The following is a 15,808-nucleotide window of genomic DNA, read 5'->3' on the forward strand; positions in this document are numbered from 1 at the left end:
AATTGTATTAAAATTGAACATTATTAAAAGTTCCATTATAGGACACTGGAAGGGACTGAAAGTTTTCCGCAAAAGTTCCATCGAACGAAAAACTACCAGAGATTTTCCTGTTAGTCCTATCTATTGAAGTTATTTTTATGGAAAGACGTTTTTGACTTTCCTTACCAGAAAAACCATAGCTAGCTGTAAAATTATTTTGACCGCTTGTAAAAGATCCCTCTTCTAACAAACTATCAGTATCATTAAAAAATAAGCTAACACTGGATGTTCCACTTACATTAAACGTAATAGTAACTTTCTCACTCGTACTTCCAGTTTTACTGTAATTACCTGCACTTATAAATGCTCTTGCACACCTGTCATTAACCATGGCATTTTGATCCTCATTACAAGGGCCGTCGTTGTCTATCTCCTTGATACAAGCCGATAAAAAAATCAGCAATATGATCGTGATATATTTTTTCATTTTTATCAAATTTTAAAAGAATGCATAGCCCAATCCAAACTGAGACCTTACTATTTTATTTCCCGTATCGTTAGTTCCACTTACCAATTCGTAACTCGCAAACCATCGTTTTCTTCTGAGTTGTAGGTTTTGGTTTAAAAAGTATAGTGTTTCATCATCAGGAATTTCTTTATCTGGATCTATCTGGTAGGCATAGGCATAAGAACCTTCGTAGTGTAACTCTAAGTTAAAGGGCAGCGCAACATCTACAATCAATGCAGGACCACCAGCAACAAACGGAAAGGTATCTCCTATTCCGTTATCCTCGTCTTCTCTTTCTACCTCAATCCCGTAAGTGTAACCTCCCAAATGCACACCCACTGCTACTTGAAATTTATTTGAATTTGTAAGCGACCAAGCAGTATTATACCAACCTAAAAGGCTCGTTAAAACGGGTAAGCCTGACTTAGCAAAAAGTTGGTCTCTAGATTCTTCGAATAATGGTGAGGCTAGTTGCGGAATAAAATCACTTATGTATTTAATTCTATAACTGTATTGCCTGGCTCCTTTGGAGAAGTTAGATTTATAAAAACTTAAATCTACAGAAGTAAGTTCTACTTCTTTGTCAAATGCTTTTTGATCCCAAACGTTTTTTGCACTGGCGAATACCCCTGATATTTGCCATTTGGTATCGTCATTGTAGACAGAATTGCCTAGTTGCGCGTGAATTTTACCGCTAAATAAAACAGTAAGGAAACAACAAACCGTAATAATTGTTTTAATTGTTTTCACCATTTATTTTCGTTTAAGTTCAAACTTCCCTTCTGTTATGCTTCTTGTGGAGTCGTCTTGGCTATTAACTCCTTTAAAAGCGAAGGTTCCTTTGATTGTTGTACCATCATCCTCGGTAATATTTAGTTTTGCTGTTTTACTGGTACTCAATCCTAGTTCTGTCCATATTTGTGCAGCTCCATTACCGGGTACCGGGTTGCTAATCGCTTGGTCTACATCTGTTTTTGTGTAAGTAAATGTTGCTTTTGGGGCAATGTTGTTTCTAGCCAGATCCTCGCTCTTCTTGTATCCTAGAATTAAAATAGATATAGCATTGCCATCGCTATCGGTTCCTTGGATAGTGGTTGAGGTGGTTTGTCCTAAAGTAATTTCTGAGATAGAAGCGGTTAGACTGTTAGACACAAAGTCCTTTCCATCAATTTTAGCGGATAAAGATCCATTTACCGAGGTGTTTACATCAATTTCGTTCTTATCATCCTCATCACAGGAGTTTAGTGATACGATAGCTACCACAACGAGTAGTAATTTTTTAAATAATTTCATCTCTTTTAGTTTTAGTGTTTATTACCATCAAAACTATTAGAGTTCCATTACTTCCCCAATACGTTAAATCCCGTATTTTGTGCTTTTGAGAGACTCATATACAATGGGTTGTAGAGATTTTCTTAGAGAAATTATTGTATTCTTTAACAGCAAAATATGATCGAAGTCGATATGGGATCACGTTGAATACAACTTAGTTGCATGGGTGTTTAGTTATAAAAAATATAACCGCCATTGCATTAATTAAGCCCTACTTTAAAAGCAAACCTAATTAATCCTGCTATGTTATGAATGTTTAATTTTCGCATTAAATTAGTTCTGTGAGTATCTACAGTTCTAGCGCTAATAGAAAGATGATCCCCAATTTCTTTATTGGTAAAACCCTTAGACAGGTGCGTAAGTATTTCTGTTTCTCTTTTTGACAATTCCTCTAAAATTGCTTTTTCGCTATCTATATAGTCTAGCACATTTTCTCTACTTGGTAAATTTAGATGCTGATCAAATTTTTTTTCGCCTTTAAAAATTTTATTAATTGTATTTATCAAACCACATTTAGGGGTAGTTTTAAGCAAGTAACCGTGTACTCCTATTTTTTTTACCATATTAACCACAGAAGGTTCTTGATACATAGAAAGAATCAGAATTTTTAAGTGTATGTATTTTTCCAAAAGCTTTTCTGCACATTCAATACCATTCATAACAGGCATTTCAATATCCAAAAGCAGTACATCAACTTTGTTATTTTTAATATAATTAAGTACTTCATGCCCATTAGAGCAAATACCTACAACACTGATGTGAGATTGATCTGCAATAGAATCTTTGATACCATTAGCCATTAAGGGGTGGTCGTCCGCTATTAAAACTTTAATCATATTGCTCAATTTTTATAATAATCGTAGTCCCCTTATTAGATTCACTATCTATCTTTAATTCTCCGTTCAAAATACTAACCCTCTCTTTAATATTACTCAAACCTATTCCTCTTTGTAGTTTTTCAACATCAAATCCTTTTCCGTCATCTTCTACTCTTAACATCACTGTTTTGGAATTTTTTATAAAAGTAATGGCTACTTCTGTGGCTTGACTATGCTTGATGATATTTTGAGTAATTTCCTGAACAATCCTAAATAAATGGTGCTCCAATTGTTGATTTAGTCTACAGTCAAACCCCAAATAATCGTAGTCGTATTTAATATTTTTATAAGGCAATGCCTTAGCTAGTAAATCGTCCACCGCAGAAAACAACCCAAATTCTATCAATGATTTTGGCATCATTTGATGTGATACATCTCTTAAAGTTTGATTTACATTTTCCAACTCATAAGCCACTTCAGTACTTTCGTTTTTATTTTTGTTTTGATGACGTAATTTTAAAATAATACTTCCAATGTGTTGTACAATTCCATCGTGTAATTCTTTGGCTATACGTATTCTTTCTTCTTCCTGACTATTTAGCATTTTCTGCAAGTACAATTGCTCTCTTTTTTGATTCTGTTCTAAAACCAATTTATGCTTGTAGCCTATCGCTAATGAGAAACAAATGTTTTCTACAATTAAACCGATATAGAAAACAGTAAATCTAATTTCGCTAGCTTCACTATCCCCTAAAATGTGGTGTAATATTACCCCCAGCATAGAACTAACAAATAAGATTAAAGAACCCCAAATAATGTAATTCTTACCTATAAATGAGAACTTAAACAATGCGATGTACCCAATAATGGTGGGAATAAAAATAGTAGGAACAAAGAACAGATGGAATGTGTCAAAAATATATAGATTATTTCCCGTGATTAGAGATATTATTTGAGCTATGGTTCCTACTAAGACAATAAAAATAAGCGGATAAAAAATATATTGAGTCCATTTCTTAGATTTACTTCGGATACCTACAAATTCAAAAGCAAACACGAAGTACATCGCATTATATAGAAACTTGGAATACACATCAAATTTTTCTAAACTGCTTTGTATTGGAGCAATCGCTTGAGCAATTATATTATTTTTTGCTAAAGAGATATAACCAAAAATGGTTAAAAATGTATAGATAGAATAATATAAGTAAGCTTTGTCTTTGTTTTGAAAAAACATAAACAAATGGTAAATGGACAAAACAGAGAGAACACCTAATACGAACTCTAAAATACCGTTTTCGTTAGGATGACTGAGAAGATTTACAAAATTCATAAAATACAATTGACCCTAAAAGTATTTGAACGAAAAATGATTTTCTAGTAAGAGGATAGGAGAAATGTCTCAAAAACAGTTTATGAGACAACTTTATGTGTTTTGATATACTGCAACGGAGTCATTTTTGTTTTATCCTTAAATACTCTATAAAATGTTGCTCTACTTTTAAAACCTGAGAGTTCTGCAATAGCATCAATCGTTAAGTCTTTTGATTTATCAATTAAAATTAATTTAGACTCTTCTACTCTATGTTCATTAATCAAGTCAGAAAAGTTTTTGCCCATTTCACTATTGATGGTTTCAGAAATAGTTCTTTGTGATAATTGAAGTTGTTTAGACAAATCGAAAATAGTATAATCTGGCCTTAAATAAGATTTGTTATCCTTTACCTCTTTTAATATTGATTTAGAGATTTTAGATGCATCTCCATTATTCCCTAGAGATATTTCTTTATTTGCAATGTTATTAGATGCTAACGTTTGAGATCTCCTAGATTTCAAGGCTTGTTTCTCTAAAACTTCTTTACTAAACACATCGCTTGTAAAACTTTTGTAGACCATAATTGGGTAAAAACAAGTAGATGCTAAAGGAGTTGCCAAAAGATCTGAGTACATCATATAATTTGGGAAAAAACTCATCTGAACAACATATACAACCATCAACAAAATATTAAGATAAAGCAAACGAGTGACAAAAAACTTTAACCAATTGTAGTTGTTTCTGTCCGTAACCGACATGTACGTCTTTGTTTTAAAAGAATTTACCTTTCTGATACTCCAAGTAATGTACACTGCAAAATGTATAAACTGAGCGAAGTAAATAAGATTGGTCACCAAATTTTCTCCCGATACTATTTGTAAATAATTTTCTCTGATAAATTCATCGGGTTGGAAATGGATGTAAAAGCCATACAGCGTAACAGCAAATACTGGTAGAAAGTGAAGGAGATACTTCCTTTTAAACCGATAACTATTCCCTTGAACTAAATGAATATAGAGCAGTAGTAGCGGACCGAATAAGAAAGGGATAGAAAAAGCCAAATAAATAAACAGAAGATAGTCTGAAAAACCTTTAGAATATAAAAGAGGGTTAACAATTAAAACAGCACTAGGAACAAACACCAACAATCCAAGCACTTTAGTACATAAGGTGTTATTTTTCTTGAAGAATAGAATCAAGAAAAGCACCATTAAATTGATGGATGCCAACAAAGAGAACATCATTAATAATTTCAATTCTTCTGAATTATTCATATACACTTATTATTTACAGTCGTCACATATTCAGGTGTAGTTTGGTGTAGGAGTTATATACTCTTCAATTTTTGCACGTTTAAAAACATCGAGCTATTAAATTAAGATCAGTTATGCAATTTGATGAACTATCAATTTTGAACTGAACGGGAAACACTTGAATGTAAAGGATTTTATTTTAAAACTAAAGTATTATTATTTTACTAAACAAAAAAACACCCAGTTTGGGTGTTTTTTTTATTTGATAAATAATGTTTTTTTAGTAGCAAATCTCCATTTTTTCTTTAATTAAATCCAATCTCAAGTTCCCTACAGAACCTATATGGGTGTGATTCACGTTGGTGTCAGGTTTAAATTCTCCATTAGCAATTTTAGCTCCCACTATTTTATAAGCATCTCTAAACGGAGTTCCAGCTTGTACCAGAGCATTCACTTCTTCGACACTAAAAATGTATTTGTACTTATCGTCTTCTACAATATTTTCTGTAATAATGATGTTTTCCAAGGAGAATACCATCATATCCAAACAAGATTTCAGAGTAGATACTGAAGGAATCAATCCCTCTTTTACCAACTGTAAATCTCTATGATATCCGCTTGGTAAGTTATTGGTTATCAACGTCAACTCGTAAGGTAGAGCTTGCAATTTGTTGCACTTTCCTCTAATTAATTCAAAAACATCAGGGTTCTTCTTATGTGGCATAATGCTAGAACCCGTTGTTAACTCATCAGGAAAGGTTACAAAACCAAAATTCTGGCTCATATACAAACAGATATCCATACTCATTTTTGCTAAGGTTGCTGACAAACTCGCTATGGCAAAAGAGATAGATTTTTCCAATTTACCACGTCCCATTTGGGCAGCTACAGAGTTTACTTTTAAAGCTTTGAAACCTAATTCTTGGGTAGTCATTTCTCTATCAATAGGAAAAGAAGATCCATAACCTGCAGCAGAACCTAACGGGTTTTGATCAGCAACTTTGTAAGCAGCATCTAAAAAGTAGACATCATCAATTAAACTTTCTGCATAAGCAGAAAACCACATTCCGAAAGAAGAAGGCATGGCAACTTGCAAATGTGTGTACCCTGGTAATAAATGATTTTTATATTTTTCTGCTAGCTCAATCAGTAAGTCAAAAAGTTTTTTAGCCCAGTCTTTTAATTCTAAAATAGCATCTTTAGAATACAAATGAACATCTAATAAAACCTGATCGTTACGAGAACGTGCTGTGTGAATTTTCTTCCCAGCATCTCCCAACTTTTCTGTTAACAACCACTCTACTTTGGAATGTACATCTTCAAAATTATCTTCAATGGTAAAACTACCGTCTTCAACTGTCTTTAAAATATTGTTCAATTCGGTAACTAGACCTGTTAGTTCATCGTCTGTAATGGTACCAATCGAATTTAACATTCTAGATTGAGCAATGTTCCCAAGCACATCATACTTAGCCAGTTGCAAATCCAATTCTCTATCATTCCCTACGGTAAAAATGTCTATTTTTTTATCTGTAGCATATCCTTTGTCCCAAAGTTTCATAATGATTCTTTTTGTATGGCTGCAAAGATACTTTTTTTGAATTTGAATTGTAAAAAGTAAAGTACATAATATTAAAGTAGACCGACTTGTCTGTTTTTAAAATATTTTTATATATTTGCTATATGAAAAATGAGATGAGACAACATATCATTACTACCGCCTCCAATTTATTTTACAATAACGGATATAATTTAACAGGTATTAATGAGATTATTGCTGAAGCTGGAATAGCCAAAGCTACGTTGTACAATCATTTTAAATCTAAAGAAGATATTTGCGTTGCTTATTTACAACACAAAAACAATACTTTTTTAAAAGATATTCACTCTTTTTGTAATACCAAAAGCAAAGGTTTAGATAGATTAACTGCACTATTTGAATTTTTAGATCTCTTTTTTGAAGATAAAGATTTTAATGGATGTTGGTGTATTAGAACTGTATCTGAAATTCCTAAAGACAATCAGAAAATAAAAGCTGAAATTCAAAAACAAAAGACTGATTTTATTGCCTTGATTGCACAATTGGTTTCTGAAAATACACAAGATTATACTCAGGAAGAAGTTGAAAAATTAGCAAAACAGTATTATTTATTATACGAAACTGCAGTAGCAGAAAGTCATTTGCATCAAGAAAATTGGCCTATTGCTTTTGCAAAAAAGATGAGTTTATCACTTATCAACTAAAAAAATTTAAACACCTAAAGACAGACTTGTCTGTATAATTAATTTAATTAAAATTTATAAACAATGGAAATATTTAAAAACAAAACGGCAATTATCATAGGAGGTACTAGTGGTATTGGTTACAAAACAGCTCAACTCTTAGCAGAAAACGGAGCAAGCGTTCATATTGTAGGTAGAAATACTGACAAGATTACCGAGGGAAATTTCACAAAGCACAAAGTAAATATCAGCGACCAACAAGAGGTAAACTCTTTTATAGAAAACATCAACGCATTGGAGCGTGTAGATTATTTGGTAAATGCTTCGGGTATTTTTGCTCCAAAGCCTTTCTTAGATCATACACTAGAGGACTACAATTCTTATCTAGATTTAAATAGAGGATTCTTTTTTATCACCCAAGCAGTTGCCAAAAAAATGGGAACAAACAATGGTGGGGCTATTGTAAATGTTGGATCTATGTGGGCCAAGCAAGCTGTTAAAGCAACTCCATCTTCTGCCTATTCCATGCAAAAAGCAGGATTACATTCTCTTACGCAGCACTTAGCCATGGAACTAGCCAATACTAATATTAGAGTAAACGCAGTTTCGCCAGCAGTTGTACATACACCTGTTTACAATGGAGTTTTTGGGGGTGAAGAAGAAGCTGCTAAAGCATTGGAAGGCTTTAACGGTTTCCAACCTATAGGAAGAAACGGAACAGCTGCTGATGTGTCTGAGTCTATTCTTTTCTTATTATCCGATAAAGCTAGCTGGGTAACTGGTGCTATTTGGGATGTTGATGGTGGTGTAATGGCTGGTAGAAACTAAAACATAAACAGATGTACTACAATTTAAAAGATTTATTTTCCAAGTTAGGGAAACTAGGTAAAAAAGCTCCCGAAGCCATGGAAACTTTTATGGCATTTGACCAAGTAGTTATGCAAGATGGTAAAATTCCAAAAAAATATAAGGAATTAATTGCTTTGGGTGTTGCGCTTACTACGCAATGTCATTACTGTATTGATATCCATAAAGACAAAGCTATTGAAGCAGGTGCCACCGAGGAGGAGTTGGCAGAAGTAACTTTTGTAACCGCAGCCCTAAGAGCTGGAGCGGCTGTTACTCATGGCACACATTTGCTTAAGTAAATTGAGTATATTTTGATGCTCACTTCAACTAAAAACAGGATACATATATAAAAATATGTATCCTGTTTTTCTATGCTTACTTTATTGTTAGTTTATTAAACAATTTTGCCTAAAAGATCGATGTAAAAAGTCACACCATCATACACTTCTTGCACATAAATAAATTCGTCGGCAGAATGAGATCTTAGAGAATCTCCCGGACCAACCTTTACAGATTCGCAAGTTAATCTACATTGATCGGACAAGGTTGGAGAACCGTACGTTTTTTTTCCCAAGGCCAATCCTGCTTTTACCAAATCGTGATTGGGATTGATAGAAGATGAATTTAATCGTAACGATCTAGGCTTTATCTCACAGTCTGTATTTTCTTCAATAATCTGTGCAATCTCTGCATTGGTATATTGATCTGTAACTCTACAATCTACCACAAAACTTAATTCTGATGGAACTACATTGTGTTGTTTACCCGCGTTGATTTGAGATACTGTCATTTTCACTTTTCCTAAAGCGTTGGATATTTTTGGAAATTGATAATTATTAAACCACTCTAAATCTTTTAAAGCTTTAAAAATAGGATTCTGATGATTGGGAATATGAGCAGCGTGACCTGGCGTTCCCGTTACTTTTCCATCAAAAACAACCAGTCCTTTTTCTGCAATGGCCAAGTCCAATAAAGTAGGTTCTCCTACTATTGCCACATCAATTTTTGGCATGATAGGTTGCATATAGGCAATCCCGTTTTCTCCTGATATTTCTTCTTCTGCCGTAGCAGCCATTACAAAATTATATTTCAAATCTTGCTTGTCGTAGAAATAAACAAAAGCAGACAACAAACCTACTAAACATCCTCCCGCATCGTTGGATCCTAATCCGTACAACTTATCTCCTTCTATTTTTGCTTCGAATGGATTTCTAGAATAAGCCGCATTAGGTTTAACCGTGTCGTGATGAGAGTTTAGTAAAATTGTGGGCTTACTATCATCAAAATATTTATTAGTTGCCCAAACATTATTTAAGTCTCTTTTAACCTCAATTCCTCTATCTGTTAACCATTCTGATAAAATTTCTGCAGTAGGTTCTTCCTCCTTAGAAAAGGATTGGGTTTGAATTAAGGTTTGTAATAATTCTAAAGCTTCAGTTTGTAATTGTGCTATCATACTATTTGGTTTATCGATACGATTTTTTCGTTCCTCAAAAATCTCTCGAAATGACACTTACACTTCTTGTCAGTTCGAGTAAATTTAAAAAACGTAGTAGTTTAAATTTTTATCGAGAACTTTATTCTAATTTATCTTGTTTATATTCAATTATAGCTCTATTCTACCATTTCTCGATAAAATTTTTTCGTTCCTCAAAATCACTCGAAATGACACTTACACTTCTTGTCTGTTCGAGTAAATTAAAAAAATGTGGTGGTTTAAATTTGTATTGAGAACTTTATTCTAATTTGTCTTGTTCATATTCAATTACAATTCTATTTCACCATTTCTCGATACAATTTTTTCGTTCCTCAAAATCACTCGAAATGACATTTAATAACCTTCACAAATTCAATAGTAAAATTTATCAACACAGCTTTTAACTCTTGAAAATCATTTGACGAAGTACATCAAACTCTTTGTCAGTTCGAGTGAATTTAAAAAAACGTAGTGGTTTAAATTTGTATCGAGAACGAATTCTATTTCTCGATACTTTTTTCTTCATTATATTTTTAGAAACAAAATGACTATAAACTTTACAGTGTCAACGTTGTAAACAACTGTTCTTTATCTTTAATTACTGTTGGATTTCCAATAACAACCTCTGAAACCCCCTGCTGCAAAGCATCAAAACAGTTTTCCATTTTAGGCAACATTCCGTCGGCAATAATTCCATCAGCTTTTAACGCTGCATATTTTTTAGAATTGATATTCGTAATTACAGAATTATCATCATCTACAGAAGTTAACACTCCGTTTTTCTCAAAAGTGTACACCAAAGAAACCTCAAATAATTCTGACATTCCAACAGCTATCGTACTCGCAATCGTGTCTGCATTAGTGTTTAACAACTGCCCTTTTCCATCGTGTGTAATGGCACAAAAAACGGGAGTCATACCTCCATTAATAAATGTGGCAATGTTAGTAGCATTGATTCCATCTACATCCCCTGCAAAACCATAATCTACATCGGTTACTATACGTTTATGTGCTTGAATAGCATTTCCATCAGCTCCAGAAAGCCCTAAAGCGTTGCAGTTAAAACTTTGCAAAATTGCTGTAATATTTTTGTTTAACAAACCCGCATATACCATGGTTACAATTTCTAAGGTAGCAGTGTCTGTTACTCTACGTCCATTAATCATTGTAGCTTCTATTCCCAAATCACCTGCCAATTGCGTAGCACGTTTTCCTCCTCCGTGAACTAATATTTTGTTCCCTTTTAAGGCTGCAAAATCTGTTAAGAAACTTTGTAGCGCTTTTGGATTATTTATGACGTTACCTCCTACTTTTACAATGGTTAATTTTTGCTTTGTCATTTTGTGTTTGATTCAAAAAAGTTAAAGGCTCAAAAATACTAATTTTTGAGCCTTTAACTTTCATTTATCTTTTATTTGAATTTTCTATCTGATGCTGAAATTTCTAAATCGTTGATGCTTGCGTATCTTTTTTTCATTAAGCCATTTTCATCAAATTCCCAATTCTCATTTCCGTAAGCCCTAAACCATTGTCCACTTTCATTTCTGTATTCATATTCAAAACGAACGGCAATCCTGTTATCTTGATAAGCCCACAGCTCCTTTTTTAACTTATAATCCAACTCTTTGTTCCACTTGTCTTTTAAAAAATCTTGAACGGCTTTTCTTCCGTTTACAAATTGATTTCTATTTCTCCATTCCGTATCAAGGGTATATGCCATAGATACTTTGATAGGATCTTTGGAATTCCAACCATCTTCTGCCATCTGGATTTTTCGCTTAGCTGTTTCTTCTGTAAAGGGTGGTAAGGGTAATTTTTGCTCTGCCATAATTTTGATGTTAGATGTTTGACATGTTTTAGACATTAGTCGAGATAACAACCAACTTCTTAATTTAAACCTTCTAAAATTTTCTTTAAAACAATTTGAGCAGCATACGTTCTGTTATTGGCTTGTTTAATTACAATAGAGTTCTCAGAATCTATCACCTCATCTGCGACCACTACATTTCTGCGTACAGGTAAGCAGTGCATAAATTTTGCGTTATCTGTAACTGCCATTTTATCCGCAGTAATTTGCCAAGAAGCATCTGTATTTGCTACTTTACCATAATCGTTATAAGAAGACCAGTTTTTAGTATAAATAAAATCAGCTCCTTCAAAAGCTTTCTTTTGGTCATATTCTATAATAGCTCCCTTTGTTTTTTCTGGATTTAATTCGTATCCCTTTGGATGCGTAATGACCACCTCAAAATCGTCTTCGTGAGCCAAAGCCATTTCTGCAAAAGAATTTCCTACAGCATGAGGCAATGCTCTTGGGTGTGGAGCCCATGACAACACCACTTTTAATTTTTGCTTGATAGGCTTATGCTCTTCTATAGTAATGGCATCTGCCAGCGCTTGCAATGGATGTCCTACAGATGATTCCATGTTTACAATAGGTACACTTGCATACTTTGTAAAAGCAGATAATATTTCTTCTGCCTCGTCCTTAGTTTTATCTTCTAAACCTGCAAAAGCTCTAATAGCAATCACATCGCAATATTGTGAAATTACCTGAGCAGCTTCTTTAATATGCTCAGACTTTCCTTCGTTCATAATAACACCATCCTCTAATTCTAATTGCCATCCTTCTGATCCAAAATTCATAACAATGGGATTCATTCCTAAATTTAAAGCTGCTTTTTGCGTACTTAAACGAGTACGTAAACTGTTGTTAAAAAACAACATCCCGATGGTTTTGTCTTTTCCTAAAGCTTTGAGTTCTAAAGGGCTTTTCTTTAATTGAATGGCTTCTTGAGCAGTTTCCTTGATGGAGGGTAAATCGTGAATAGATAAATAGTGTTTCATATGGCTTTTAGATTCTTTTTTGAATCTGAGTGTAGATTCTAACATATATTGGAAACCAAAAATACGGAATTAGATAGTAGTTACCTAAAACAAAAAGGTCTACTCCTTTTCAAGTATTATAACTCTAAAAATCTATTTTTACCTTCTCAATAAAGCTCGTAATGAAAAAACTATTCCTAATTATTTCTATCGTCTTACTAACTGCTTGTAAAAAAGAATATAGCACCAAAATCAAAGTTGAAAAGCTTGCTGAAACTACCAAGAGTTGGAATGGAGAAACGTTGCTAAAGTATGCGGATGGTACCCCAAAAGTAACCATTTTAAAAATTACCATACCTCCAAAAACCCAATTGCATATGCACAAGCATTTAGTTATTAATGCAGGAGTATTGCTTACTGGAGAATTGGTAGTATATGATGAACATGGAAACACCAAAAACTTAAAAGCGGGAGAAATTTAGTCATTTTAGACTTTCTGTTTCGTTTTTTAGGTTGTGATAGATCAGGAATACTATTTTTTGCTAAAATAGTCTCGAATTCTTTCATAAAGTCGTCTAGGTTACAGAAAATTTCAATAATTTTAATGTCAGAAGTCATGAGCAGAATAAATTTAGTTTAGTTTATTGTAATTAAGCACTTTAATCAACTAAACATTCTGCTTTTTTTACCTAAAATGTTACCGTTTCTTAAGTCGAACTCACATTAATATTAATGTTCCAATTTTTTCAATCTTTTATTCATAAAAATTAGATTTTCTTGTAAGAGCCTAATCTGCTTTTTTTCTTCTTTCAAACTTTCAATCTCCTTTTGCTGTTGAATTGTATAAAGAGTCAATTCTTCAATTTTTTGTAATAATTTTGAATTCATTTCCCCAAGGAAAACCCCATTTTCTTCAACTTCTTTAGCACTTGGAATATCTTTCAAATGACCTTCTTGCTTTATATGATTCTCTACTTCCTGAATTGTTGGTAGTTGGTAATCATCATGAAAAACAAAATCCGACCAATCAGTTTCAACTTTAATTTCTTTAGCTCTTACACGCCCATTAACGGCTAATTTCCAACCATCAGGATTTGTGGTTCCAATTCCTACATTACCTCGACTATAGTTTATACCATTAGAGTTTTGAGTCCACAAGCTATCCGTAGCTTTTGAAAAAACTGGGGCTGTAAAATCAGAAATATTTACAGATGTAGGATTTTCATTGATAATTATTTGTTGATGGCTAGTAAACGTTGCTACTTTGTTTCTTAAGTGAGTAATTTTTGCTGTGTATTCGCTATAATATCTAACATCCACATATATTGAAACAGTTTTATTAGGGTATCCCCCATAGTTGGTTGTGTGATTTTTAGGTGACCCCAGACTAACTTTAGCATTATGACTCTTTCCCTGTGCATCCACCAAGGTCAGCTTAGGAGTCGAGCTACCTGTACCTTGACCATATCCCAATTCAACAATATACTTCTCGTAACCAGATTGATATCTTACGTTAAATAATTCTACAATGATTATACTTCCGTTCTGCCAATGATGAGAATTAAAGAGAACACTAGCTATTTCGTAACGCTTAGCTTGTTTTTCACTAGCGTACAAAGTATTTATAACTGTTGACTGCAAACCATTTCGATTGACATTATTCTGAGAACTCAATTTGAATGTAACAATCAATAGTGCATATAATATTATTCTTTTCATCATTAGCTTTACGTGTAATTAAATAGGTTTAGCGTTTAATATAATAGTGAGTCTATACTCAATCTTACATCTTTATTAATATTTTCTCGAGTTGCAACAATCTTTCTTCCAGTTGATTCATCCTTTCTAACTCTTTTCCCTGAGCCTCTAATTTTTCTTCCTGTTTTATGGTATACAATGTTAGCTCTTCTATTTTTTGCAACAATTTGTTGGTCATTTCAGAAACTTTTAGATCTTCTCTTCTAAACTCCTCTGCTGATGGAATTTCTGGTAAGTGCTTGTTTTTTAGTACAAACTTTTTTAGTTCTGAAAGCGGTTTTAAGTCATAATCCTCTTCAAAAACCCAGTCAGCAGCATCTGTTAAACTTACTTTTACTTCTGTTGCCCAAATAGGGCCATTGACAGATAGCTTATTTTTAGGGTCACTAACCCCTATTCCTATATTACCGTTTGTTAAAACAGTCATAACGGGCTTAAAAAGTCCATCACCATAATACGTTGAACCTATAACAAATTTGTCATCATCTGATAAATCATCTCCAATATTAATCCTTAACTCTGATGCATTATAGGCTACATTATACCTAGACATCCATATAGCGTCTGTACTACTATTGGCCCCAAGAAAAGATATTTTATTCCCATACGTATTATTTCCAGTGGATATATCAGAATTGTCTACGCCCACATTAATGTTTCCATTAACTTCAAGCTTGGTAGCTGGGGTTGTAGTTCCTATTCCCACATTACCTACGTTATTTTTGGTCTGGAGTATTATATCTCCATCTTCTGAAAGATTTTCTATCACCATTTGTTTTTCTAACATAGAGATTTGGGACTTCTTGTTATTCGTGTACCCAATCGATAATCCTTTATCAAATTGTACTATTTGATCATGGAAAAATGTATAACCGTAGAATGAACTACTACTATAAAACTCAGTAGAACCATAAAAAAAACAGTAGTCTATATCAATATCCATAAACTGAGTACTCAAAGTTGAACCATTTTCTGACATGAAAAGCCCAGGTAGACTAAACTCATATTCATCAACTTTAAACAAATTATTTCCAGAAGTTCCACTAGTAACTTGAAAGGCTCCGCTAGCATGTTTATTTTGTTCGTTAACCGTTACGAGTACATTTCTTTCACCTTTTATCTTTAAATCTTCATTGTTCGGACCCTCCGAACCAATTGAATTAACTCCATCTACGGGTGAGTTATTAAATATTAAGTTGGGAGATTGTGCTTGCAAATTAATTATGGATAAAAGCACCAAAGCAAGAGTTAATAGGTTTTTCATATTAATTTTAGTTTAATTTGTTTACAAACATATGAAGTTGAGGAATGTATCATTAGATTTAGAAACAAAATTTAACGTTTTATTAACATTAACTCACACGCAAAATACTGAGCGCATCAATGAAAAATCCTCCGAAGAAATTAATTTTATATGTTTATTCTATTCTTTAGCTATGCAACCATCAATAGCAACTGCAAATAGTATTT

At 33.1% G+C, this 15,808-nt stretch carries 17 protein-coding genes; 4 read left to right on the plus strand and 13 right to left on the minus strand.

Annotated elements, in window-relative coordinates; genetic code table 11:
• Nucleotides 1-7: 7 nt before the first annotated feature.
• From ACXGQW_RS04580 to argH, 7 genes are all read right to left on the minus strand, one after another.
• Nucleotides 8-466 (minus strand): hypothetical protein, encoded by a 459-nt coding sequence (locus ACXGQW_RS04580; protein WP_457823920.1) that lies wholly within the window; start codon nucleotides 464-466, stop codon nucleotides 8-10.
• Nucleotides 467-478: 12 nt separating this feature from the next.
• Nucleotides 479-1,240 (minus strand): hypothetical protein, encoded by a 762-nt coding sequence (locus ACXGQW_RS04585; RefSeq protein WP_457823921.1) that lies wholly within the window; start codon nucleotides 1,238-1,240, stop codon nucleotides 479-481.
• Nucleotides 1,241-1,780, minus strand: coding sequence for a hypothetical protein (locus ACXGQW_RS04590; protein ID WP_457823922.1), 540 nt, complete (start codon nucleotides 1,778-1,780; stop codon nucleotides 1,241-1,243).
• Nucleotides 1,781-2,019: 239 nt separating this feature from the next.
• On the minus strand, nucleotides 2,020-2,655 hold the full coding sequence (locus ACXGQW_RS04595; protein ID WP_457823923.1) for a response regulator: 636 nt from the start codon (nucleotides 2,653-2,655) through the stop codon (nucleotides 2,020-2,022).
• On the minus strand, nucleotides 2,648-3,970 hold the full coding sequence (locus ACXGQW_RS04600) for a sensor histidine kinase (RefSeq protein ID WP_457823924.1): 1,323 nt from the start codon (nucleotides 3,968-3,970) through the stop codon (nucleotides 2,648-2,650). Before ACXGQW_RS04600 ends, ACXGQW_RS04595 begins: the two co-directional genes overlap by 8 nt.
• Nucleotides 3,971-4,050: 80 nt before the next feature.
• Complete coding sequence (locus ACXGQW_RS04605) at nucleotides 4,051-5,226, minus strand: helix-turn-helix domain-containing protein (RefSeq protein ID WP_457823925.1); 1,176 nt, start codon at nucleotides 5,224-5,226, stop codon at nucleotides 4,051-4,053.
• 259 nt (nucleotides 5,227-5,485) lie between these two features.
• Complete coding sequence (argH, locus tag ACXGQW_RS04610) at nucleotides 5,486-6,766, minus strand: argininosuccinate lyase (RefSeq protein WP_457823926.1); 1,281 nt, start codon at nucleotides 6,764-6,766, stop codon at nucleotides 5,486-5,488.
• A 134-nt stretch (nucleotides 6,767-6,900) separates the two neighbouring features.
• Here argH and ACXGQW_RS04615 point away from each other — a divergent pair, with 134 nt between their 5' ends.
• From ACXGQW_RS04615 to ACXGQW_RS04625, 3 genes are all read left to right on the plus strand, one after another.
• On the plus strand, nucleotides 6,901-7,449 hold the full coding sequence (locus ACXGQW_RS04615; RefSeq protein WP_457823927.1) for a TetR/AcrR family transcriptional regulator: 549 nt from the start codon (nucleotides 6,901-6,903) through the stop codon (nucleotides 7,447-7,449).
• Nucleotides 7,450-7,512: 63 nt separating this feature from the next.
• Nucleotides 7,513-8,256, plus strand: a complete 744-nt coding sequence (locus ACXGQW_RS04620; protein WP_457823928.1) for an SDR family NAD(P)-dependent oxidoreductase — start codon at nucleotides 7,513-7,515, stop codon at nucleotides 8,254-8,256.
• A gap of 11 nt (nucleotides 8,257-8,267) precedes the next feature.
• Nucleotides 8,268-8,576 (plus strand): carboxymuconolactone decarboxylase family protein, encoded by a 309-nt coding sequence (locus ACXGQW_RS04625; protein WP_457823929.1) that lies wholly within the window; start codon nucleotides 8,268-8,270, stop codon nucleotides 8,574-8,576.
• Between the two features lie 95 nt (nucleotides 8,577-8,671).
• Here ACXGQW_RS04625 and ACXGQW_RS04630 read toward each other — a convergent pair whose 3' ends face one another.
• From ACXGQW_RS04630 to ACXGQW_RS04645, 4 genes are all read right to left on the minus strand, one after another.
• Nucleotides 8,672-9,733: a M20 family metallo-hydrolase gene (locus ACXGQW_RS04630; protein WP_457823930.1), complete on the minus strand. Its 1,062-nt coding sequence runs from the start codon at nucleotides 9,731-9,733 to the stop codon at nucleotides 8,672-8,674.
• A gap of 578 nt (nucleotides 9,734-10,311) precedes the next feature.
• Nucleotides 10,312-11,094, minus strand: a complete 783-nt coding sequence (gene argB / locus ACXGQW_RS04635) for an acetylglutamate kinase (RefSeq protein ID WP_457823931.1) — start codon at nucleotides 11,092-11,094, stop codon at nucleotides 10,312-10,314.
• A gap of 71 nt (nucleotides 11,095-11,165) precedes the next feature.
• Nucleotides 11,166-11,582 carry a nuclear transport factor 2 family protein gene (locus ACXGQW_RS04640; protein WP_457823932.1) on the minus strand — a complete coding sequence of 139 codons (417 nt, stop codon included), beginning with the start codon at nucleotides 11,580-11,582 and terminating at the stop codon, nucleotides 11,166-11,168.
• Between the two features lie 59 nt (nucleotides 11,583-11,641).
• A complete protein-coding gene (locus tag ACXGQW_RS04645) occupies nucleotides 11,642-12,601 on the minus strand; it encodes an N-acetylornithine carbamoyltransferase (RefSeq protein WP_457823933.1) in 960 nt (319 codons plus the stop codon).
• Nucleotides 12,602-12,762: 161 nt separating this feature from the next.
• On the opposite strand from ACXGQW_RS04645, the gene ACXGQW_RS04650 reads away from it, so the two are divergent.
• Complete coding sequence (locus tag ACXGQW_RS04650; RefSeq protein ID WP_457823934.1) at nucleotides 12,763-13,062, plus strand: hypothetical protein; 300 nt, start codon at nucleotides 12,763-12,765, stop codon at nucleotides 13,060-13,062.
• A gap of 247 nt (nucleotides 13,063-13,309) precedes the next feature.
• Here ACXGQW_RS04650 and ACXGQW_RS04655 read toward each other — a convergent pair whose 3' ends face one another.
• Together ACXGQW_RS04655 and ACXGQW_RS04660 are read right to left on the minus strand one after the other, a co-directional pair.
• Nucleotides 13,310-14,302 (minus strand): hypothetical protein, encoded by a 993-nt coding sequence (locus ACXGQW_RS04655; RefSeq protein WP_457823935.1) that lies wholly within the window; start codon nucleotides 14,300-14,302, stop codon nucleotides 13,310-13,312.
• Nucleotides 14,303-14,363: 61 nt separating this feature from the next.
• A complete protein-coding gene (locus ACXGQW_RS04660) occupies nucleotides 14,364-15,602 on the minus strand; it encodes a hypothetical protein (RefSeq protein ID WP_457823936.1) in 1,239 nt (412 codons plus the stop codon).
• Nucleotides 15,603-15,808 lie beyond the last annotated feature (206 nt).

This window comes from Wenyingzhuangia sp. IMCC45533 (assembly GCF_054111225.1).